Genomic DNA, 23,049 nt, shown 5'->3' on the forward strand with positions numbered 1-23,049 from the left:
AGCTGTTCTTAAGATACAACAGCGATACTAGTTGTATAAAAGTGCGGTAGAAGTGTAATAAAAGTGCGGTTGATTCAGCGTGGAGAAAATAATGAAATCTGAAGCCAAAGGGCTAAACAGACTGTTTCATGCCAGCAAGTATTCGTGGCAGGGATTGATGGCCGGGTTAAAGTCTGAGGCAGCGCTACGCCAGGAAATTGCGGCATTAGCGCTATTGCTACCCGTTATCTTTTGGCTTGATATCAGTGCGGCTGAACGCAGCATGCTGTTACTCAGTACGCTACTGGTGCTTATTGTCGAGCTGCTGAATACCGCAGTTGAAACTGTCGTTGATCGCATCGGTGACGATTATCATGAACTCAGTGGTAAAGCCAAAGATCTGGCATCAGCCGCGGTGCTGATCACGCTGTTTGGCGCCGGTGCTATCTGGCTGATGATTCTATGGTAATAAAAGCCTACATCAGTGACAGAACGGTATACCTGTTTTTACTGGTATACCTCATGGCCCTGCTAATTTTAGATACTGGTGGCGGCGACATCTGGCTCGCCAGTAAATTTTATGCCTTAGAGGGATACCAGTGGTCATTACAACAACATTGGTTTACCGAAAAAATTCTGCATAAAGACGCCCGCATAGTGAATTATGTTGCCTGCGCACTGGTACTGTTGCTTACAGGTTACTTTAACCTCAAACGTAGCAGTCATAAGTTGCTGGCCGACAGCTTTGCGGCCTTAAGCCTGTCTTTAACCGTTTCTTTTGTTCTGGTCGCTTACTTAAAAGCAATTACCAATATTGCCTGTCCGTGGGACCTGGCCATGTTTGGTGGTGCTGAACCTTATTTTCACTTATTGCAAAACCGGCCATCGTACTTACCTTATAACCAATGTTTTCCCGCAGGTCACGCCAGTGTCGGCTATGCCTGGCTGGCACTCTTTTATTTTTTCAAAAAAGTAAAACCTCAGTGGCAATTTATCGGTTTAGCGACCGGCCTGATATTGGGTGTGGTCCTGGGCCTGGCTCAGCAGTTGCGGGGAGCTCATTTTTTATCACATGATTTAACCACATTGGCACTGTGTTTCTTATCGGCAAAATTCTGCTTTATGTTATTTGCACCGGACAGCAGTAAAACAGTGTCAAAAAAGCTTTAAACCGTTAAGTATTCCTTAAGCAGACAAGCACACACTGTCTGCATAATGTAGCAATAAAGCGGTAACCTTATGCATCTGGACGTTTCCATCTCACCTGTGCGATTAAGGGCAATGCAACCTGAAATATCGCGCGAACTGCTTAGCATTAGCGCTGCAATACTGCTTACGCTGATGTTTAACCAAAGCTTTATAAAGAGCATTTTACCATTAGGTGGCTGGCTGTTAACGTTACCGCTAATGGCATTATTGCTGTTAATTAATATTTTTATTTGTCAGATATTTAGCATGGGAAAATTCCAAAAAGTCTGGTTAAGTACCTTGATTATTCTCGCCGCCGTCAGCCAGTACTTTATGCAACAGTACGGTGTACTGCTGGACAAAAGCATGCTGATTAACGCGCTGGAAACAGACAGCCATGAAATGACCGGTTTATTAAGCAGTGCCATGTTGCCTTATTTTGTCGTTTATCTGCTATTGCCCCTATCTTTTCTTTTTTGGGTAAAACCGCAGCGTCGCAAACTTCGCAGCAGCGTTAAACGCTACAGCGCGCTACTTTTTATTGTCGTTGCGTTACTCTCAGGGCTGGCTGCATCACAGTACCAAAACTTTGCCGGCGTGTTTCGCCAGCATCGTTATCTTAAACATCAGGCTGTCCCACTGAATGCCCTTGCCGCAGCATTCGGCGTTTTACAAAGTAAAATTGCTGATGGTCATCCGACGACGTTTAGTGAATATGCAGTGGATGCCCGAATCATTAAGCAGGCAAATAAACCGAAGCTGGTGATCATGGTGCTGGGTGAAACCGTGCGAGCTGATCATCTGGGCATTAACGGCTACCTGCGCAATACCACCCCGCTGCTGGCGCAGCGCGAACTGATTAACTTTGGTGCTATCGATGCCTGTGGCACCGCGACCGCGGTGTCAGTACCCTGCTTGTTTAGCTATCTGGATAAAGCCCACTACAATGACACGATGGCAAAGCATTCAGACAATGTGCTGGATGTATTAAAACGTGCCGGTATAAAGGTGATCTGGCGAAACAACAACTCCGGTTGTAAAACCATGTGCGACAGAGTGGTTATTGATCATAGCTTTGCTGGTAACAGCACCTTTGACTGCGAAGAAGGTGCTTGTCCGGATATAGCGTTACTGCATAATTTATCGCAGGAAATAGCACAGATAAAAAACGATAATCAACCTATTTTTATCGTGTTGCACCAGCAAGGCAATCATGGCCCGGAATACTACAAGCGTAGCGAAATACAACACAAACACTTCCTGCCCGAGTGTGAAAGTAACTTGCTTAGTGAGTGTCAACCGCAACATATTATCAATGCGTATGACAATGCCATTGTTGCTACTGATGAGCTGCTAAGTAACACCATAGCAGTGCTGGAAGGCTTGTCTGCAGAGTTTGACACGGCAATGTTGTATGTGTCAGATCACGGTGAGTCTTTGGGAGAAAATGGTGTTTATTTACACGGTTTACCTTTCTGGATGGCGCCGGAAGCGCAAACAAAGGTGCCAATGTTGTTGTGGCTATCCACTAACTTTACCCAGCGTCTGGCCTTAGATACCGACTGTATCAGTCAACAAAAGGACTTGTCTCACGACTATGTTTTTAACTCCATACTGTCACTGTTTGAGGTAACCAGCAGCAGTAAAGATGTACAATTAGATTTTATCCGCCCCTGTACTCTGACATAGTAGCAATACGATTATATTAGCAACAAGGCAACGCCCGGCAGGTTTATTTAACATATTGTTGTATTATCATCAGATAAACCGCCCTGCGGCACGCCACACTGGATTTTTTAGATGCGCATTTTACTGGTAGAAGATGATGAATTGCTAGCTAGAGGTATGATTACCCGGCTAAAACGGATGGGTTACCAGCCCGAACATTGCACCACTGGCAAGCAGGCGCTTCTGGCAGCGCAAGACAGTGATTTCGCGCTGATGATTCTCGATTTAGGTTTACCGGATGGCTTTGCGCTGGATATTATCCGCCAGTTACGCCAAAGCAGGGTAACCATGCCAATACTGGTGCTGACCGCGCAAAGCCAGCTGGATACTAAACTAACCGCTCTGAACAGTGGCGCAGATGATTATCTGGTTAAACCCATCGACGTACTGGAACTGGAAGCACGGATCAGAGTATTGTGCCGCCGCCAGCTGCAACGCACAGATGACACCTTGCAGCTGGCTGGTATCAGCCTGAATTTGCAAAATCATCAATGTCAGTTCCAGCAGCAAATTGTTACCCTGACCCGACGCGAATTTATGCTGTTACAGGAGTTTATGTCAAAACCCGACAGAATATTGTCGCGTCAGCAGCTGGAAGAACTCAGCTACGGTTGGGATGGCGAAACGGAAAGCAATGCGATTGAAGTACATATTCATAATTTACGCAAAAAACTTAGCCCTGACCTGATTAAAACTGTACGTGGTGTGGGCTATATGCTGGTAAGTCAGTATGACCATCAATAGTATAAAGTTTTATCTGTTGTTGGGGATTAACCTGCTGATGCTGGGTACCCTGAGCCTGAACGCCTGGATTGCCTATAACGATGCGTTGCATGAGCTGGACGAAATTTACGACGCAGAACTGGCGCGAAGTGCCAAATTAATAAGTTTACTGCTAACCAGCCGCACGTTGTCAGACAATATCGGGCAGCCAGTTGTAGTAGCCGTGCCACACATTACCGACATGGGCGAATCACTCACTGTCCAGCAGGAGCGGTTGCTCGATGGTCATAAATATGAAGGCAAAATTGCCTTTCAGGCTCAGCAGGGCGACAAACTTGTTATGTTGTCGGAAAACGCGCTGCAGTTCCCGACCCCCATCCGTGAAGCGGGTTACCATGAAATAACTGAACATGGGAGCTTATGGATAACATTCAGTTACTTTGTGCCCAACCACAATTTATGGGTATTCACAGCACAACGCGAAGATATCCGCGAAGAGCTCGGTGCACACATTGCTCGGGCGCAAGTGCGGCCCATTCTGTTTATGATGCTGCCGCTCAGCCTGCTAATTTATGTTGTTATTAAGCTGGTATTGCGTCCACTACAATTGCTACAGCAACAGGTTGCTAATAAAACACCAGAACAACTGCATGAAATAAAACTAGCATTGCCTGACGAGCTGCAACCTGTTCAGGAAGCAATTAACAGCTTGTTGCTGCGGATCCGCAGCTATTTAGAGCAGGAAAAACGGTTTATCTCTGATGCCTCGCATGAGCTGCGAACCCCTTTAAGTATTCTGCAACTTCATGCTCAAAACCTTAGCAGTGCTACTGATCCGGTTGAAATCACAGAAGCAGCCGATGCCATTGTTGAAGGCAGCAAACGGATGTCGCATCTGGTCAATCAGTTACTGTCTATTGCCCGGCTGGATCACCTTGAAGCAGTCAGTTTTAACCAGGTAGCATTAACACCTTTACTGCATCAATGTCTGGCGCAATTACCGCCTCTGCTGCTGGATAAGGTCAGCTGGCAGCTACAGTTAGATGACAACTGTCAGTTGCATGGCGACAACGCACTATTGCAAAGTGTCATGCGTAATTTGCTGGATAACGCCGCCAAATACTCACCCGCTGACGGCACTGTTGAGGTACACACGGGCTTCACAGACCAGCAGACTATTCGGATATGCATCAGCAACAGTGGTACCGTAGATACTGAAACCAGCAGGCTGGGCGACCGCTTTTACCGGCATCAACAACATCAGCAGCAGGATGGCGCTGGCCTGGGGTTATCTATCGTTAAACACATCGTTGTTCTGCATCACGGCAGTATCAGCTTTGCTGTAAATAATCGTAACGGGCTGGATGTTGTGCTGCAATTGCCAGCAGTTTCGGACGTTTAGCTATGTTAAGTAGTGCTTAATTTACAGGGTGTTGTTGCAAGGCCAGTGTAGCCTGCTGAAAATTAATGCTTTGTTTCTGCGGATGCAGGGCAATAATGCTATCTGCCCGTTGCAGCGCCTCAGCAGCCTGTTGCGGTTCACCAAGCAGCAAATACACTCTGGCCAACCCGGCCCAGGTATCAATTACATCAGGATGTTCAAGGTTTTCATCTCCTCGCAACACAATAATCTGCTGATATAACTGCAGCGCCTCAGCCGCTTTTTGCTGGGCCAGATAGGTATCAGCCAGAACTTGGGCCGTTATCAGTGTTGTAGGATGTGCCTTGCCTAATTGCGTTTGTTGTTTATGGTAAGCATCCAATACCAGCAGTTCGGCCTCGGTAAACTGACGCTGCAACCGCAACAGTCGCGCCAGTTTCATCTGGCTTTGCAGGGTTTCAATATTGTCACTGCCGAGCACCTCAGTGCGATTGACCAGTACTTGCCGAAATAGGGTTTCAGCTTCGGTATAACGCCCTAAACCACGATAGGTATCTGCCAGATTGTGTGCTGAGCGCAGGGTATCCGGATGCATCGGCCCCAATACCTGCTCAGCAAGCGTAATATGTTGCAAAATAAGCGGTTCGGCTTTTTCATACTGTCCGGTTACTTCATATAGTGAACCCAGCGTGCTCATGCATTGCAGTGTGGTAGGATGCCTGGAGCCAAAAAGCTGCTGTGCTTTGTTCAGACACTGCAGGTAGTATTGCTCCGCCTGAGCGTATTGCCCCAACCAATGGTAAATAATCCCCAGCTGCACCAGTGAGTGCACAATATCAGGATGCTGCTCTCCCAACAGCCGCAACCTGTCCTGATATAAACGCAGCCACATTTTCTCAGCTTTTACTAAATCGCCATTAGTATGATACGCACTGGCCAGGCTACTCGCCGACCCCAACGTAAGCTTATGCTCTGGACCAAATAGTTGCGTAGCCAGTTGCAGGCTCTGGCGACGAAGTTCCAGCACAGCTGCTGTTTTATATTGATCCTGATAGATGTCGGCCAGCGTCATTAGTATCTGCCAGTATAACTCGGTCTCAGCAAAGTTATGTTGCAAAGCCAGTTCCCTGGCTTGTTCAATATGCTGTTGTGCTGCGGGTAACAAACCAAGCGAATAATAAGTACGGCCTATGATCCGGTGAACCGCTGCAGCCACTTCTGGTTGCTGACTCAGCGCATGGTCACGTTGCTCTGCCAGCTTGCTGCTGGCCTCGTCCAATACGTCCCGCACCTTTGGTTCGGCGCCTTGCGCTTCATGGGGGTCGGCTTTGCCCAGCATGTCGGTGACAAATTCAGTAATGGCCAGCGCTTTATCCCGCTGCAACCTGGCAATGTCCCGCTCTTGTTTAACCAGCTGCGCCTGTTGCCAGAATGCCACGCTAAAAGCAGTGATACCGCACAACATAACAGCCGCCAGCACGCTGCTGGCGGTATTGCGCCTGACAAAGGTAGCGCCACGATACCAGCATGTTGAGGGCCGCGCCAAAACAGGGTGCTTGCCCAGAAAACGTTTTATATCATCACTGAATGCGGTAACAGATTGGTACCTGTCCGCCGGTTTCTGCTGCAGTGCCCGCTTTAAAATCCAGCTGATATCCGGCGCTGAGTAATCACTGACTAATAACTGAAGAACCTGGCCCAAAGAATAAACATCACTCAGGGTAGACAGCGCTTTACCTTGCTGTTGCTCGGGGCTGGCGTAGCTGAGGGTTAAACCCAGTTGCCTGCTAGCTGTTGCGGCATCGTTACTGGTAGTACGGGTTAACAAATGAGCAATACCAAAGTCGAGTAACTTGGGTTCGCCCTGCTGACTGACTAAAATATTTGAGGGCTTAATATCACAGTGCACCACCATTTTCTGATGGGCAAACGCCACCGCAGCCAGCACTTTTACAAACAATTGTAAGCGCGCGGTCAGCGCTAACTTACGCGTATGGCAATACTGATCAACCGGCTCGCCTTTAACATATTCCATTACCAGATAAGGCATGCCGGCTGCGGTTGTACCGCCATCCAGCAGGCGCGAAATCGCAGCATGTTCCAGATCTGCCAGGATCTGGCGCTCAGTTTTAAAAGCATGCAGCAAAAGCGGGTTTATCAGGGTGGTACTTATCAGCTTAATGGCAACCTGTTTTTCGAATTGTTTGTCAGCCCGCTCAGCCAGATACACGGTGCCCATGCCGCCCCGGCCAAGCTGGCGTAACAGTTTGTAAGGTCCCAGCATCTCGCCGCTCAAATCCTGCGCATGGGCCAACAGCGACGCTGCCTCTGAAGCCAGCATATCCTGCATCTGTAACGTATGGCCGTCACTGGCAAGCAATTGCTGCAGTGCAGCGTAAAGTTCAGGGTTGTCAGCGCTAACTTGCTTAATGAAGTTGTCCCGATCAGCCTCTGGCAAGGCAATAGCCTGATAAAATAACGGTTCGATCTGCAGCCACAACTTTTTATCCATTAGCTTTTGCCTTGTATTTCCTAAATTAGTGAAACACTGTCTATACTGGTAACTCAATAACAGCCTAGTAGAAAAAATGCTTATGTCTATCGTTGAGGAACATGCCAACATTACCAGCCTGCTGGGCCAGTGGCGGGAAGGTGACTTGCAGGCAGAGCATGAGCTAAGCAAGCTTGTACAGCAAAAATTGCATCAGTTGGCGGCAACATATATGCGCCAGGAACGCCCTGGCCATACTTTGCAGCCCACCGCACTGGTAAACGAGGCATTTATCAGCCTGATGCAGGCAGACGTCGATTATCAGGACAGGCTGCATTTTTTCAGGTTGGCTGGCAGTATCATGCGCCGCATCCTGGTTGATCACGCACGGGCGCGCAACGCAGCTAAGCGTGGCGATGGCCTGTTACAAATAACCCTGAGCGATCATGCGCTTGCGGTAGATGACACCAACAGCATTATTGGCCTGCACAATGCTATGCAGGCCCTGGCGAAATTTGATCAGCAAAAAGCTGAAATTCTTGATTTGCAGTTTTTTGCCGGCCTGAGCCCGGCGCAAATTGGCGAGCTGTATGGCGTATCAGGCAAAACCATTGAACGCAGCAGTAAGCTGGCGAAAGCCTTTATTCACCAGGCTATTTAGGGCTGTTTGCCACCTTTTTTAATTTTTTTCTATTTTTTGTCTTTTTCATAAACGCAATCCGCTTACTAGGTTAACAGCCCAGTTAAGCGGTATGGCTGACGCCTTGCCATTGTGGCAATAACGCACAGATAAGCCGGATAACGCTATGAAAAAGGTATTTCAACATTTACTGGTGGTATTAGAAAACCAGCACGATGACGAGCTGGTGCTCAGCAAAGCATTAATGCTGGCCCATCAGTATCGCAGCAAGGTCACCTTGTTTTGTTCATTGTATCAAAGCCGATCACAGGCCGATGTTTGCCAGCAAGCAGCAAAGTATCAGCAACAGCTGCAGCAGACTTTGCAAGCCATGGGGTTAGTAGCAGAGCCGGTAATTGAAATTTGCTGGCAACAACCCGCCAGGAAGAAAATTGAGCAGCTTCTGGCTGACGGTGATATCAGTTTAATTATTAAAAGGCTGCAGCATAAACGTAGTTTATTGTCGTGGTTAATACCCGACCTTGAACATTACTTTATCAGCGACTGCACCTTGCCGGTATGGTTAGTCAAACAGGCCGGCAATAATACTGAACTGAGCATTCTCGCTTGCCTTGATTTGGGGAATAACAGTGAGCAGCAACATAGCCTGAACCACGACATTCTGACCATTGGCGAACAAATAGTGCAGCAGAGCACCCAACAGCTGCATGTACTAAACTGTTATCAGGCTGACGATTACAGTATGAGCCTGCCCTATGACAGCAACCTTGGCTTTGCCCCGCTGCCTGACATTCAGCTACAGCACACCCTCAAACTAAAACCCTATATTGAAGCTCACCACTTGCCCGCTGACATTATTCACCTAAGTGAAGGTTTGCCCGATGATGAGGTACCAAAAGCCGTACTGAACTACCAGTGCCAGTTGGCGATTATTGGTAATGCCCATCAGCATGAGTTCAGTTCGGTGTTGTTTGGTAATACTGCCCAGTATCTAAGCCGGCATACACCTTGTGATGTGTTGATAATAAAGCAGGCAGATTAACAACCCGCCGATAACTGTTGCTCTATTTCTGCCACGGCTGTGGGTTTAGCATAATGATAACCCTGGCCAAATTCGCAGCCGAGCGACGCCAGCAGTTGTTGCTGAGTCTCGGTTTCAACCCCCTCAGCGATCACCGGTACCTTAATTGCTTTGGCCATAGCGAGCATGGCTTTAACCAGACTAAGATTTTGATCACTTTCCAGCGCCTGCACGAAAGTTTTATCAATTTTTATAAAATCAATTGGTAACGACGTCAGATACGATAACGAAGAGTAGCCTGTACCAAAATCATCAATAGCAATTTTAATTCCGGCGCTGCGAAACGCGTTCAGGTTTTCCAAAGTGGTTGGCGATTTATCCATTGCCACCCCTTCGGTAATTTCCAATTGTAAGCTCGAAGGAACCAGCTGCAACTGCTGCAGTTTTGCCATAATGTGATGGTAAAGCTGCGGATCCGAAAAATGCTTGCTGGTAATATTTACTGCAACAGGTTGTGGTTGTAACCCGGCTTGTTGCCACAAGCTTAGCTGCTGCAACACGGTATCAATAACCCAGCGGTCCAGTTGTTTTCCCAGATTTACCGCTTCTGCTACTGCCACAAATACATCAGGTGCCACAGTACCCAGGTTAGCGTCATGCCAGCGCACTAACGCTTCGTAACCAGAGGTTTCACCGCTGTGTAAACTGTACTTGGGTTGCATCACCACATTCAGTAAATTGTGTTCCAGTGCTCGCCTTAAACCCTGTTCAATTTCCAGTCTGCGGGTCAGTGCGCTGTGAATATCTTCGTGATACATCCGCAACGGCAAACCCTGCTGTTTGGCATCAAACATTGCAGATTCAGCCTGCTGGATCAACGCCGGAAACTGACTCGAATCATCCGGACAGATACTGATACCGACACAGATTGATGGCGCTATTTTTTCCTGGGCCAGCCAGTAAGGCTCGGTACATTGTTCAATCAACTGGTACACAAAGGGCAGTAAATCGCTACGTTCTGTTAACGGCAGCCACACAATAAAATCGTCTGCGCCAGGCCGGCAGGCCAGGGCGCCATCGGGTAATAGATTTTTCAGCCGGTGGGCCGCTTCAATAAGCATTAAATCGCCGCATTCATAGCCGTATTTTTCATTGATCAACCTGAACCGATGGCAATCGATAAACAACACCGCACAAAGCTTATTGGGATCAGACCGTCGGCTGAACTGCTCCATTAAGCCCTCTTTATTCAGCAAGCCCGTTAGTGCGTCAAAGCTGGTCAGAAATTTAGCATGATTTTTTGCTTTTACCTGCTCGGTAATATCGATACCCACTCCCTGGATCTCATCGCCGGAGTCAGACTGACCGGCCAGACTGCTGAAGGTCCAGTCAACCCAGTGCACTGTGCTTTCAGCGCCAAGCATTCGCACCGATAGTGAGACAGTTTGTTGCTGCCCGCCTTGCCGCAATTGCGCCAGTAACGCCTCAACGTGATGTCTTTCATCAGCATGAATAAACTCAAAAATGGAGATACCCAGCATCTGAAACAATTGCTGGTTCAATTGCCGGCTAAAGGCATTGTTCACAAAAGTAAGCCGTGAGTTTTTACTTAACCGGCAAATAAATTCTTTCTGGTTTTGGACAATATCGCGATAGCGCTGTTCTGCCGTTATCAGTCGCTGCAATACCGCTTTAAATTCTGACAGATCATGGCATACCCCAACAAAAACCCGCCCCTGCTCGGTAACTGATTCACCTACCGACAAATGCATAGGAAATACCGTGCCATCTTTGCGCTGTGCCTGCACATCGCGGCCAATACCAATAATTTTTGCTTTACCGCTGACTTTGTAATTATCAATAAAACTATCGTGCTGGCCTGCGTGTTGTTGTGTCATCAGCATGCTGACATTCTGGCCGATCACTTCTTGTTTTTTATAACCAAACAACTGTTCTGCGCCGCGGTTAAAGCTTTGCACTATGCCAAACTCATCAATTGAAATAATGCCATCAACGGCGGCCTCCAGCAGCGCATCCTGTACCGACAATACCTTTAAATGCGCTTTGACACTGGCCTGGTAGGCGGTCAGGTCATGGCAAATACCGACAAAATAGCTTTTACCATTGGTTTTTGACTCGCCAACAGACAAGTGCATCGGAAATATAGACCCATCCTTGCGTTTACCCTGCACATCACGGCCAATGCCAATAATTTTTGCCGGCTTTTTATCCTTAATATAATTCTTAAGATAGCTGTCGTGCTCGCCGTGAAAAGGTTCAGGCATCAGCAAGCGTACATTCTGTCCGACACATTCTGCGGAACTGTAACCAAATAGTTTTTCTGCGGAAGGTGAGAAAAAACAGATTAGTCCTTGTTGATCAATCACAATAATGGCATCAACTGCCGATTGTACAATGGCGTCCTGTAACTGACTCAGCTCAAACGTATCCATACTCTAAGTAACCTTTATAAGGCAAGCCACACTACAAACTGACATCAAAATTTAGTGGTGCATTGACAATTACCACAACTGTAGAAGCTACACTCACTTTTTTCCATCACAAATACCTAAAAAAGGTATCCCCAAAGCGGCATCTGAAAAAATGGTGTCAGCACTTGTTAAAAGCAGGATACTGAAAATCACTTAATGTTAAAGCCAAAAACACTGGCAACAGCCCGCCAGGCTGCTTCTGAAAGGATCAAAAAGTTCCCATACTATGCCAGAAGTCATAGCTTAAAAAGTGACTTTTGACACTAACCGCGTTTCCACTGGCTTGTTAAGCTGAATAAAACACACAGAGGAAACACCATGCGACTTTCATACATCTTTTTGGCACTTGCAATTACCGCAACAGCAAGCTTTGCTGGTGCTGCCGCTGCCGAAAACCCGGCCGAATTACAACAAGCTAAAGCCGTTATGGCGACAGATCTTGATGCCGCTGAAAAGCATATTGAAAAAGCCCTGGCTAAAGCACCAAACAATGCAGAAGTGCAATTTCTGTGTGGCCGCATTATGGGGCAACAAGCTGAAAACGCAATTTTCTCCGCACTTAGCTACGCGAAAAAGTCATTACGCTGTTTAGAGCAGGCGGTAGCGTTACAACCGGAAAATACCACCTATCGTAAAGGGTTGATGTCATTTTATCTTGGCGCCCCCGGCATTGCCGGTGGGGATAAACAGCTTGCCTGGCAAGAAGCAGAGCAGATAGCCCAGCTAAATGCGTTGCAGGGTACTTTGGCTAAACTTAGTTACTACCGCCAGACAGAGCAAACGGAGCAACACCAGCAGTTGCTGGCGCAAAGCGCTCAGAAATATCCAGAGCAAGCTGAATTGCATTATCGCCATGGCTTAGTTTTGCAGGAGAACAAGCAATACACCGACGCTTTTACTGCTTTTACTGCAGCTACTCAGGCGCCGCACGATGAGGAAGCCATTTACCAATTTAATGCCTGGTATCAAATTGGCCGCACCGCACTATTTAGCGAACAGCAGCTGGAAAAAGGTATTCAGGCGCTAAACCATTATATTGCGCAGGCACCAAAGGCAGATAATTTACCTGATATGGCATGGGCACATTTTCGTCTGGCGCAATTACACAAGCTCAATGACAACAACAGCATGATGCAGCAACATCTTACTCAGGCTGGCGACACTAATGATAAGGAACTGCAACGTGAAATCAAACGACTACAACGCTAAACAAGCATCAGAGCAAGCCGGTTTGCTTGTCACGGCCGCGCTGCTAATATTTTTGCTGATGGAATTACCGGTAAGGCTTTGGTTACAACCGGATCCATGGCTGTTGAATGCTCAGCACTGGTATTTCGGCCAACCGCTGCGTCTGCTGACAGAACTGGCACTGGTTATGCTCCTGTTAGTTGCTGTAAAGTTGATCTATCCAACGACTCTTAAGCTGCAACGCAACCAAACCAAGCTGCTACTGGGCTGCATGCTGGTCAGCGCCATGTTATTTAGCCTGCTTGAAGCAGAGCAATTGTTAAACAGCTTTTCTGCCGGCTTGTGGCTTTGGCTGGCCTGGTTTGTAACCGGCTTCTGTATTGGCGTTGGCCAGGAGTTGTTGTATCGCGGGTTATTATTTAGCAGCTTAACCCGCTTTATGTCAGTAACACTTGCCGGTGCTGTAACAACATTGGCCTTTGTTATAGCGCCATTGCACTCAGTAAGGTTATGGCAATATCTGCAACAAGAACACTATACTGTGGTGGCTTTGCTAATCGGCATTTACGTTGCTGCCAGTATATTTTTTCAGTGGCTGCGCAACCATACCGGCAACGTTACCGTGCCAGCACTAGTGCATGGTGTGGGCAATGCAATCACCTGGGTCGCAGTATTTGCATGAACCTTATGTGCAATAGGTTGAGTAGTTCACCGGGGAATGCCAGCTAAAATATTTTTATAATAACAGCTCCAACGCCTTGTTCCGCACGTAAGCTATACCCAAAGCATAACAACAATATTAGCAGAGACGAATTTATGATTAGTTACGTAACCCTGGGTGTAAATGACTTAACCACAGCCAAAGCCTTTTATGGCGAATTACTGGGCGAATTAGGCTGCAAAAGCTTATTGGATATGGGCCGTATTGCCTTTTTCGGCAAAAGCATGGCGCAACCTATGTTGGCAGTATGTGAGCCTTTTAACAAACAACCGGCTAGTCCGGGTAATGGCAATATGGTGTCGTTTCAACCTGGTAGCAAAGAAAAAGTCGATGCGCTTTACCACAAAGCTATTGCATTAGGTGCCAGCTGCGATGGTGCTCCGGGCCAACGCATTGAAAACACTTTTTACGGTGCTTACGTGAAAGACATTGATGGCAATAAACTGTGCTTCTGTCATTTTGGTTAAGGGTTAACCGGTAATGCAGTTAAACAGCGACTTTAGTCAGCGCGCCATAATATTACCTGCGGAATATCATTTTGTTGCGTCGCCACTTGCCGGTGTCAGTCGGATGATGCTGGACCGCGCCGGGGGCGAAGTGGCCCGCGCTACCAGTATTGTCCGCTATGCTGCAGGTAGCGGCTATAGCAGCCATACCCATGAGGGCGGCGAGGAAATACTGGTGCTGGAAGGCGTATTCAGTGATGAACACGGCGATTACCCGGCAGGCACTTATCTGAGAAACCCTCCAGGGACGTCGCATCAACCTTTCTCGCGCGAAGGCTGTACTTTATTGGTTAAGCTGTGGCAATTTGCCGCTGACGATTCTGAGCAACTGGTAATGAACACCAAAGCGCTAAGCTGGCGTCAGGGTCTGGTACCCGGATTGTCAGTCATGCCGCTACACGAGCATAATGGCGTCAGCACCGCGTTGGTGCGCTGGGCGGCTAACACCCGCTTTAATCGTCATATTCATGTTGGCGGGGAAGAGATACTGGTACTCGAAGGCCTGTTTCGCGACGAGCACGGCGAATACCCTGCTGGCAGCTGGCTACGTAACCCTCGTTACAGCGAACATACCCCTTTTACCGGGCCAGAAGGCGCACTGATTTATGTCAAAGTCGGTCATCTTGGCGCAGGTTTGCTGGGCGATAAGTTTATTGCAGATCCACAGGAAACCACGCTATGAGCACTGAATTACATGCTGCGGACCTGTCACGTATTATTGAAATGGCCTGGGAAGACAGAACGCCGTTTGAAGCGATACAACAGCTGTATGGCTTAAGCGAACCTGCAGTAATAAAATTAATGCGGCGTGAGCTAAAGCCAGGTTCTTTCCGACTATGGCGGGCCCGGGTCAGCGGCCGTACCACCAAGCATCTTAAACTGCGTAATCCGGCAATAAGCCGGGCGTATTGCCCTACTCAGTATAAGCGTTGAGCAAAGGCATAACACTTTGCAAATTATCATGGTCACCTGCCAATAGTTAACCCAGATCAAGCATTGCCATGTTTGTTATTTTTACACTTCGCTTTTAGATTCCATCATGCTAATGTTCGGCTGAACCTACAAGCGGAACATAAGTAAATGGATATACTTACTCTTACCATCGTTAATCTGTTTATTGCCGGCGGTGCAGGCGCCTTATTCTGGCTGCTTTATCTGGCAGATAAGTCACAGCAACATTTACTGTATTGGGCCATTGCCGCCAGTTGTATGCTGGTCAGCTCAACATTAAGCACTTTGTTTCATTTTGGGTTATCACTGCCATACTGGTTAACACCGGCGTTAGGCAACACCCTTATAGTAAGTTTACACCTGACCTTGCTGGCAGGCTTATATCAGTATTTCCGGCTTAGTGTAAAACTGCGGTGGTTTGTCAGTGTCATAATCATAGTTTTCGCGATGCATTTTAGTGACTTTGCCCAGCAGGCAACTGCCAACCGCCTATTTCTAAATTTTCCATTGATAATCATTATCAATTTTTTTGGCCTGCACCTTCTGTTCAGGCAACGCCATACGGCATTAAATGGTATTTATCTGGTGCTAAAACTTGCCTTTGTGTTAAACATTACGCAAATGAGCCTGCGATTCCTGTTGCTGCTGTCAGACAAATGGCAACTAGGCTTATTCAGCAACCCAGACTTTATTCACAATATTGGCTTTTTTGGCCTGACCTCATTCGCGTTGTTAATATTTGGCAGCAGTATATTACTGGTATACCGGCAGCAACAGCTGACTTTGCAGCAATATTCAGAGCGAGATGCGTTAACGGGTTTACTAAACCGGCGCGTCATGGAGCAGAAAATCAGCGCAGAACTGGATCGGTGTCACAGGCAAGCCAGACCATGCAGCCTGGTTATATTTGATCTTGACCATTTTAAACAGGTTAATGATGCACATGGTCATCTTGCAGGCGATGCTGCACTTTGCCATGTTGCCGCAATCACTTCGGCCCAGTTGCGAAGCTATGACTTGTTCTTCCGGTATGGTGGTGAAGAATTTGTGGTGTGCTTACCCGATACTGATGCCACTGCCGCCAAACATGTAGCCAACCGTATCAGACGCGCGATAGAGAGCTCAGTGCCAGTGCACTATCCCGAACTCAAGCTTACCATTAGTGCCGGGTTGGCCAGCACCCGTCATAACACCAACTTACAGGAACTGTTACTGCAGGCGGATCAGGCGCTGTATCAGGCTAAAAACACCGGCCGTAATCAAATATGCTCTTTTGCAACGTTGGCAACACCAGGACACTGAGACAGTTAAGGATACTTAGACAGTTAGTGCCATCTTAACCGCATCAGGCCTGGTTAGAACAATGACAGCCCCAGCTCATCTGCCAGGTTGCTGATAAGTTGCATAGCAACTACCGAATTACCAAACCGGTTCAGTGGCGGGCTCCAGGCGGTTATCACCCCAAACTGCGGTACGATCGCCACTATTGCGCCGCCCACCCCACTTTTCGCGGGCAAGCCTACCTTAAAGGCAAATTCACCAGACTGATCATACATACCGCTGGTCGATAAAATGGCATTAACCCGATGGGCATCGCGCCGGCTGCAAATTTGCTCATTGCTGCCCGGCTGCACCCCACGATTCGCCAGAAACAGCAGGCTTTGCGCCAGTTGTTCACAGTTTATTGCCGTAGCACACTGGTGAAAATAATGCTCCAGTACCAGCGGCACTTCCGCCTCTATATTACCAAAGCTTTTCATCAGATAGGCCAGTGCTGCGTTACGGTTACCGTGCTCCAGCTCTGACAGGTAAACCTGCTGATCGGCATAAATGTTTTGCTCGCCGGTAAGCCGGCGTAAAAAGGTTAAAAAGGCCGTTTTGCTGGCAGAATAGTGGCTTACCAGCACATCTGCTACCAGAATAGCGCCGGCATTAATCACCGGATTACGCGGAATACCCTTCTCCCACTCCAGCTGCACTATTGAATTAAACGGCTGGCCAGAGGGCTCCATATTTACCCGTTGCCACAGCTCATCGTCCAGCCGGTTCATTGCCATTACCAGCCCGAATATTTTAGAAATACTCTGCAGGGAAAAATTCAGCCGGGCATCGCCGGCGCTATGCACCTGACCATCCAGGGTGGCTATCGCTACCGCAGCGTGTTGCGGCGCTACCTGGGCCAGCGCCGGAATATAATTGGCCACTTTCCCCTGACTATACAGTGGCCGGCATTGCTCAAGTAACTGCTGCAGCAGCGAGGTTAAATCAGCACTGTGTTTCATTTGCTGCGCCTTGTCCGTTGTATTTTGTCATGATTTTAACATCGCTGGTTCCGCTGCTGGATCGTCTGCTTTATCGCCAGCAGACACTGCTTTACTTTCAGCCGCGAAATACAACAAGGTCCAGCCTAATGTCGGTTTAAAACGTTGCTCGCAAGAATATATTTTCAGCTCGCCCTGGGCCGACACACAGCCCAGCAATACCCAGTCTTTACCCAGTTCACCCAGCCTGCTTTGCAACCTGTCCAAATCAAAATCCTTGCTAAGCCGGGTGGTCTGCACAGTCCAGCCATCGGTCAGACGTTGCTGCAGGGTATAAAAATCGGTGGTTTTCTCAAACGAAAAATAGCCGCGTTGCTGCACGGTAAGCCGTTTGTGTTTCATATCCGACTCCTGGTGCGGCGCCAGCTGAAAGGTTCGGTGATGGCCAAACTCATGGCCCTGTGCTTTGCAAACCAAAGCGTTGTAATAATAATTGTCGGTAGCACATAATAAAAAGCTCAGATGCTCGTCTTCCAGTTCATGCTCAGCATGTTCAGACAAAATTTCGCCGTAATACACCTTAATGCCGTTCATCCGGATTGGTTTTAAACGTTGATAAGAGCCATCTGCTACCACCACATCTACTTTTAGTTTTTTTAATGTCTGCGCCAGGGCCAGGGTCCACGGCGATGCGCCGACAATCAGCAGGCCGTTTTCTTCCTTTGCGGCCAGCGACATTTTCTGGGCTAACGGCGCCAGCGTTAGGCCATGGGCCAATACTGTGACAATAATAATTAAAAATACAATGGGCAGCAGCGCTGCAGCATCCGGATAACCGGCATCGACCAGTGCCGGCCCAAAAATCCCGGCGGTGGCTGCTGCCACTATGCCGCGGGGCGCGATCCAGGCTAACAGCACTTTATCTTTGCCACGCATTGGTGCGCCAAGAGTTGCCAGCAAGATACTTAAAGGCCGCACCAGCAATAATACCGCCAGCACAAAAGCCGCAACCCGCCAGTTCAGCAGATCAAGCTGCTCAATATTCAGCTGGGATGGAATAACAATAAACAATACCGAGAGCAGTACTACTGTCAGGTTTTCTTTGAACCGGCGCAACGGGTCGCGCTCAACCAGTTTCATATTGCCTATTACCAACCCCATAACAGTAACCGTTAGCAAACCCGCCTCGTGCTGGAACTGGTTACTGAGCCAGTAAGCCGCCAATACCCATACCATCAGTAGCGGCGCCTTTAAATTCGCAGGCACAGCGCCACGCCGGTACAGCCAGCCTGTTAGCCAGCCACCGGCCCCGCCCAGCACCGCTGCTACGGCAATTGCTGTACCCAACCCCATGGCGACCTGCGACCAGTCGCTGCCCGCCAGAGTAAAGTACTGAAACGTCAGCACAGCCAGCAATACGCCAACCGGGTCGTTAACAATACCTTCCCATTTAAGCAGGGAAGATGACTCCCGGTTAAGCCGGGCCTGGTGCAGCAGGGGCAGGATAACCGTCGGCCCGGTTACCACCAGAATGGCGCCCAACACCCAAGACACCGGCCAGCTCAGACCGGCAACATAGTGTGCGGCGGCGGCACCAAATACCCAGGCAAGCGGCGGCGCCACCACGGTTAACCGGCCAATACCATGGCCCACCCGGCGAAATTCACCGAGTTTCAGGTCCATGCCGCCTTCAAACAGAATAATTGCTACGCCCATACCTATCAGCTCAGTCAGCTCAGTTTGCGACATCGCCAAGTTAATCACACCGGTTACCGGCCCCAGAATAAGACCGGTGGCAATTAAGATAACAATTGCGGGGATCCGGATACGCCAGGCAAGCCATTGACTGGCCAGGCCGGCACTTAGCATAATCAGCATCAAAGTGGCAGTGTGCATAGGATCTCCATCTTCTTCAAAAAAACAACGCCTGCCAGCACAAGTTAATCAGGCTGGTGAAAAAAAAATTACCTGCTTCTGCTGACAATTTGTCAGGCCAGGTGACGACGTTACTGTGCCCGCTGCACGATGAAACAAACACAGTAACATGTGCATAAACAAGAACAAATGAGATTCTGGCAGGCAACTTAGTCTCCGGCCTGCAGCATGAACTCTGCACCACGGCTTAAACTACCCGCCGCGAGCAATAAATAATCGATTGCTTTTTGTACAATTGCTAATTATTGTGAAGACGTAACCGAAGTAACATAGTAAACGAAACGTAGTAGAGGTAATGATGAAGTATACCTTCTGTTTTGCACTGATGGTGTCGTCAATAGTCGTGTTGTTTCCCTCTTTTACCGCTGCCCAGCCGGGTAAATGGTGCCAATCTGCAGATGCCGGTAAAACCTGTAGCAGCTATGTGTCATATTTTGCTAACGGTGAAGTGTATGGTTATGGCGTCAATGATGATTTGCTGTATATTGCTACCGGTTACTGGCGCCAGCATGGCGATCAGCTATGCCTTAATCTGATCTATAAATCATTCGATATCGTTACCGAACAACCTTATACCCCTGATGATCAGAATATCTGCAATAAAGTGCTTAGCCAGAGCGAAACTCAGCTTAACCTCAGGACAGAAAACGGCAGCATTGCCACATACTACCGGATAAGCGAAACGCCCGACCACAGTATGTCACCGGCACCCAGCCAGTTGGCAGAAAAAGCAGCTAAGGTAAAGCCTGGTGTGTTGGCACTGAATGTCCCACCGGGACAATTTGGCCTGTACCCGCTGCCACTGGAAATGGCCCCGGCCAGTGTCAGCTTTAATATGTCACTGACACCGATAACAGCAGTAGATAACGATGTAACGGCCTACGCCAACGTGCAAATTGGTGATCCAGACAATGATTATTTACGGGTTTCATTGTTGCAGCCACAAGAGGCAGACAAGGCTTTACTGATGATTGAATACATCATGCCTGGCTATAAACCATTTCGTAAAGCACTGGCCAGCGATATTGGCCCTGGCGAAGCGGTATTAATCCACCTCGACTGGCAACCCGACGGCTTAACCACCGTAAGCTACAAAGGCCAGACAGTGCAATACAAGTTGCCGCTACAGCAATGGCAAAGCTACTTTATGGCTTCCAATACCAAAGCGACGTTTCAGCGGCTGCCTGACTAGTTGGCAATGCAAGACCTGCTCTACCTTCGTCATTACTCTGACAGCCTGCAGCAGCAGGTGCGTCAGCTGCTGGCTGACAACAAGCTGGGTACGGTATTACAACAACGCTACCCCGAACAGAGCCATCCGGTGCAAACCGATAAAGCCTTGTACGAGCTTACTATGGCATTAAAACGGCAATGGCTGAAAAGCAGTGATCCGGTAAGCAAGGTGGTATTCGACCCGAAAATTCATGTGATTAATAACGCACTGGGTACCCACACCCAAATTAGCCGGGTGCAGGGTGGCAAATTAAAGAGTAAAAATGAAATACGGGTGGCAGCACTACTGAAGCAACTGCCACTACCGCTATTGCAAATGGTGGTAATACACGAACTGGCCCACCTGCGGGAAAAGGATCACAACAAAGCTTTTTATAAGCTGTGTTTGTATATGGAGCCCGCATATCATCAGCTGGAGCTGGATTTACGCTTATTTCTGACCCTACTGGAACAGCCTGGCCTGACACCTTAATTTGCAGTACTGGCCTGGCGCAGTAACGCAGCGAACCTATTCAGCTGTTCATCGTCAAAACACGGCTCTTCGAACTTTTTCAGATAGGCCGGCGCCGTATCCAGGTACGTTACATTGGCCGGCATTTCGGTTTTAAACTGGGCCAGTCGGCTGAAGGCAATAACTGAATGCACGTGCTGGGCTAACGGCGTGCCTTGAAGCTCTAAGTGATGTTTAATCGCCTCCACATGCTTAAAGTTCTGATGCAGCGGATTCATAAATTGCTTTTTAGTCCCAAAATACTGGCGTAACCAGTTGGCTTCGGCTACCTCACCAAAAATACTGCCACGATACCCCTTTACCATAATCACAAAAATGCCAAAGGGGCTGAGCACCAGGTGGTCCACTACCACCAGCTCTTCTTTGGCAGTCAGTAGTTTCAGCTTGCGAAAATGGCGATAGCCACGGGCCAGCCGCCAGCGCAGCAGCCGGTTTAATTTATACTCAGCAAAAATGCCTTTAAAGCCCGGTAAGTTAAGACCAAGCCAGTTCGTCACTAAAAAAACTGCCAGTAAAAAGGCGAAAATATTAGCAATAATCAGGGGTAGGTTAGCTAACATAAGGTTTATTAAATTAGCAGGTCGCCACCAGTCAGCCGGCAACGTGCTGTCATCTGTCGGGATAATAACCGGCACCGGCAACATGGGCTGCGGCAAGCTATTTGAATTAGCCGCTGCTGGCTGCTGTTCGGGCTCTGTTGCAACATCATCAGTGGCATCAGCCTGCAATAATTCTTCCGCTACCACGGCAGGTGAGGCAACTGGCACGGCTGGCGGGCTTGTCTCAGGCTGTGCCAGGTCGGTGGCAGTATCTGCAGGTTTTAGCTGGCTTGGTTCAGTCGTCTCTGCCGGGGTAATTTGTTGCTGCGGCTCAGGCTCAGCTGGTTTAACCACCACGGGTTCAGCTTGCTGGGGAACAGGTTTAGGCGGTACAGGCCGCTGGGGCCTGTTGCAGTTTTTGTCGTATTCGCTTTTGGCATTGCGGTAACTGCTGCTTTGCGGCATGTGACTGAAACGCTGAACCTGCTGGTCCAGCAAAATACAGGCCCCCTCTGAATACCGTTGCTGGCCAGAGGCCTGAACAGCTGTCAGTAATAGCAACGGTAAAAAGTATCGCACCCAGCGCATAACCAATCTCGTAATAATTGTTAACTGATGCTAGCAAGGGAATGATAATGCAGCAATAGCTGTTTTCAGCAAGAAGGGTTTAGCTGGTTGCTGCATAAGTAAATTAAGTGCGGAGGTAGCGCCGATGCAGTGGCACAAAGGCTTTCTCTATAACAGCCAATTGTGCCAATGCTAACAGCTCCAACTTAGTCGTTAATTTTTACCGGACCGTTAATGGCGTTTATTTTTAAACCACCCGAACCACTGTCCAGAATTGTCAGGCCGCCGGCACCGTTGACATTAATATCACCTGAGCCATCATCAATGGTAACCACACCGCCAATGTCACTGATCATCAGATCGCCCGAACCATCTTCCACCGTGACGTTGCCTTTAACCTGGCGGATATCGGCATCGCCCGAGCCATCCTCCAATACTAAATTACCACGCAACTGGCTGATATAAAGCTCACCAGAACCATCAACCACTCTGGCATTATTACCACCACTAATCCGCAGCGCACCTGAGCCATCTTCAATATTTAAATCGCCCTGTAAGCCGCGGATATCGGCATCTCCCGAGCCATCATCCAAGGTAAGTGCCAGCCTGGCCGGAACTTTTACCACAACGTCAATATAGGGGCTGTTGCCATTGTAGCTGCTGCTGGCGAAACCGGCTTCCAGCACCGCATCATTGCCACGGCGCACCAGCGATAAGCGGATATCTTCACTGTCGTAATAATAAATGCTGGCCTGCAGCTCAATAAGCTCGCGCCCTTCTTCGCCGATTATGTCCAGTTTGCCGGCGCCGGTATCTGCTACCAGCTGGTTAAGATTTTCAGCACTAAGGCTAAGATTACGTTCTTCATGCAGCCTGTCGTCTGCATGGCCATTACCAACATAAACTATGCAACCACTTAGCAGCACTGCCGCTGCCACACTTAGCATACCGGTTTTCATATTGTGTCCTTTTTTGTTTGTTATTAAATAAAATA

21 protein-coding genes are annotated in these 23,049 nt (G+C 48.4%); 15 read left to right on the forward strand and 6 right to left on the reverse strand.

Going from position 1 to position 23,049, the window contains the following annotated elements; genetic code table 11:
- Window positions 1-88: 88 nt before the first annotated feature.
- The 5 genes from KQY15_RS08320 to KQY15_RS08340 all read left to right on the forward strand — a co-directional run bounded on the left by KQY15_RS08320 (window position 89) and on the right by KQY15_RS08340 (window position 5,020).
- Window positions 89-448 (forward strand): diacylglycerol kinase, encoded by a 360-nt coding sequence (locus KQY15_RS08320; RefSeq protein ID WP_443627112.1) that lies wholly within the window; start codon window positions 89-91, stop codon window positions 446-448.
- On the forward strand, window positions 442-1,149 hold the full coding sequence (locus tag KQY15_RS08325; protein WP_217668722.1) for a phosphatase PAP2 family protein: 708 nt from the start codon (window positions 442-444) through the stop codon (window positions 1,147-1,149). Before KQY15_RS08320 ends, KQY15_RS08325 begins: the two co-directional genes overlap by 7 nt.
- A 69-nt stretch (window positions 1,150-1,218) precedes the next feature.
- Window positions 1,219-2,856 (forward strand): phosphoethanolamine transferase, encoded by a 1,638-nt coding sequence (locus KQY15_RS08330; RefSeq protein ID WP_217668723.1) that lies wholly within the window; start codon window positions 1,219-1,221, stop codon window positions 2,854-2,856.
- Window positions 2,857-2,967: 111 nt separating this feature from the next.
- Window positions 2,968-3,639: a response regulator gene (locus tag KQY15_RS08335; RefSeq protein WP_217668724.1), complete on the forward strand. Its 672-nt coding sequence runs from the start codon at window positions 2,968-2,970 to the stop codon at window positions 3,637-3,639.
- A complete protein-coding gene (locus KQY15_RS08340) occupies window positions 3,626-5,020 on the forward strand; it encodes a sensor histidine kinase (RefSeq protein ID WP_217668725.1) in 1,395 nt (464 codons plus the stop codon). The genes KQY15_RS08335 and KQY15_RS08340 overlap by 14 nt, the downstream gene beginning before the upstream one ends.
- Before the next feature lie 16 nt (window positions 5,021-5,036).
- On the opposite strand, the gene KQY15_RS08345 is transcribed toward KQY15_RS08340, so the two are convergent.
- Window positions 5,037-7,511, reverse strand: coding sequence for a serine/threonine-protein kinase (locus KQY15_RS08345; protein WP_217668726.1), 2,475 nt, complete (start codon window positions 7,509-7,511; stop codon window positions 5,037-5,039).
- A gap of 82 nt (window positions 7,512-7,593) precedes the next feature.
- On the opposite strand from KQY15_RS08345, the gene KQY15_RS08350 reads away from it, so the two are divergent.
- Window positions 7,594-8,151 (forward strand): ECF-type sigma factor, encoded by a 558-nt coding sequence (locus tag KQY15_RS08350; RefSeq protein WP_217668727.1) that lies wholly within the window; start codon window positions 7,594-7,596, stop codon window positions 8,149-8,151.
- Window positions 8,152-8,296: 145 nt separating this feature from the next.
- Window positions 8,297-9,172: a universal stress protein gene (locus tag KQY15_RS08355; protein ID WP_217668728.1), complete on the forward strand. Its 876-nt coding sequence runs from the start codon at window positions 8,297-8,299 to the stop codon at window positions 9,170-9,172.
- Here KQY15_RS08355 and KQY15_RS08360 read toward each other — a convergent pair.
- Window positions 9,169-11,604 (reverse strand): sensor domain-containing protein, encoded by a 2,436-nt coding sequence (locus KQY15_RS08360; protein WP_217668729.1) that lies wholly within the window; start codon window positions 11,602-11,604, stop codon window positions 9,169-9,171. The two genes, KQY15_RS08355 and KQY15_RS08360, sit on opposite strands and share 4 nt — an antisense overlap.
- A gap of 357 nt (window positions 11,605-11,961) precedes the next feature.
- Between KQY15_RS08360 and KQY15_RS08365 the strand changes: the two genes are divergently transcribed.
- From KQY15_RS08365 to KQY15_RS08390, 6 genes are all read left to right on the forward strand, one after another.
- On the forward strand, window positions 11,962-12,852 hold the full coding sequence (locus KQY15_RS08365; RefSeq protein ID WP_217668730.1) for a tetratricopeptide repeat protein: 891 nt from the start codon (window positions 11,962-11,964) through the stop codon (window positions 12,850-12,852).
- Window positions 12,827-13,513 (forward strand): CPBP family intramembrane glutamic endopeptidase, encoded by a 687-nt coding sequence (locus KQY15_RS08370; RefSeq protein ID WP_217668731.1) that lies wholly within the window; start codon window positions 12,827-12,829, stop codon window positions 13,511-13,513. Before KQY15_RS08365 ends, KQY15_RS08370 begins: the two co-directional genes overlap by 26 nt.
- 134 nt (window positions 13,514-13,647) lie before the next feature.
- A complete protein-coding gene (locus tag KQY15_RS08375) occupies window positions 13,648-14,019 on the forward strand; it encodes a VOC family protein (RefSeq protein WP_217668732.1) in 372 nt (123 codons plus the stop codon).
- A gap of 13 nt (window positions 14,020-14,032) precedes the next feature.
- A complete protein-coding gene (locus KQY15_RS08380) occupies window positions 14,033-14,740 on the forward strand; it encodes a cupin domain-containing protein (RefSeq protein WP_217668733.1) in 708 nt (235 codons plus the stop codon).
- Complete coding sequence (locus tag KQY15_RS08385; RefSeq protein ID WP_217668734.1) at window positions 14,737-14,991, forward strand: TIGR03643 family protein; 255 nt, start codon at window positions 14,737-14,739, stop codon at window positions 14,989-14,991. Before KQY15_RS08380 ends, KQY15_RS08385 begins: the two co-directional genes overlap by 4 nt.
- A gap of 147 nt (window positions 14,992-15,138) precedes the next feature.
- Window positions 15,139-16,311: a GGDEF domain-containing protein gene (locus KQY15_RS08390; RefSeq protein WP_217668735.1), complete on the forward strand. Its 1,173-nt coding sequence runs from the start codon at window positions 15,139-15,141 to the stop codon at window positions 16,309-16,311.
- 53 nt (window positions 16,312-16,364) lie between these two features.
- On the opposite strand, the gene glsB is transcribed toward KQY15_RS08390, so the two are convergent.
- Both glsB and KQY15_RS08400 read right to left on the reverse strand, forming a co-directional pair.
- Window positions 16,365-17,291: a glutaminase B gene (glsB, locus tag KQY15_RS08395; RefSeq protein WP_217668736.1), complete on the reverse strand. Its 927-nt coding sequence runs from the start codon at window positions 17,289-17,291 to the stop codon at window positions 16,365-16,367.
- 27 nt (window positions 17,292-17,318) lie between these two features.
- Window positions 17,319-19,166: a cation:proton antiporter gene (locus KQY15_RS08400; protein ID WP_217668737.1), complete on the reverse strand. Its 1,848-nt coding sequence runs from the start codon at window positions 19,164-19,166 to the stop codon at window positions 17,319-17,321.
- Window positions 19,167-19,500: 334 nt separating this feature from the next.
- On the opposite strand from KQY15_RS08400, the gene KQY15_RS08405 reads away from it, so the two are divergent.
- Window positions 19,501-20,397, forward strand: a complete 897-nt coding sequence (locus KQY15_RS08405) for a hypothetical protein (protein WP_217668738.1) — start codon at window positions 19,501-19,503, stop codon at window positions 20,395-20,397.
- A gap of 6 nt (window positions 20,398-20,403) precedes the next feature.
- Window positions 20,404-20,910, forward strand: a complete 507-nt coding sequence (locus tag KQY15_RS08410) for a YgjP-like metallopeptidase domain-containing protein (protein WP_217668739.1) — start codon at window positions 20,404-20,406, stop codon at window positions 20,908-20,910.
- Here KQY15_RS08410 and KQY15_RS08415 read toward each other — a convergent pair.
- Together KQY15_RS08415 and KQY15_RS08420 are read right to left on the reverse strand one after the other, a co-directional pair.
- Window positions 20,907-22,076, reverse strand: coding sequence for a nuclease-related domain-containing protein (locus KQY15_RS08415; protein WP_217668740.1), 1,170 nt, complete (start codon window positions 22,074-22,076; stop codon window positions 20,907-20,909). The two genes, KQY15_RS08410 and KQY15_RS08415, sit on opposite strands and share 4 nt — an antisense overlap.
- A gap of 185 nt (window positions 22,077-22,261) precedes the next feature.
- Window positions 22,262-23,014 (reverse strand): DUF4097 family beta strand repeat-containing protein, encoded by a 753-nt coding sequence (locus KQY15_RS08420; RefSeq protein ID WP_217668741.1) that lies wholly within the window; start codon window positions 23,012-23,014, stop codon window positions 22,262-22,264.
- Between the last annotated feature and the right edge of the window lie 35 nt (window positions 23,015-23,049).

The organism is Arsukibacterium indicum (assembly GCF_019100565.1).
Lineage (GTDB): Bacteria > Pseudomonadota > Gammaproteobacteria > Enterobacterales > Alteromonadaceae > Alishewanella > Alishewanella indicum.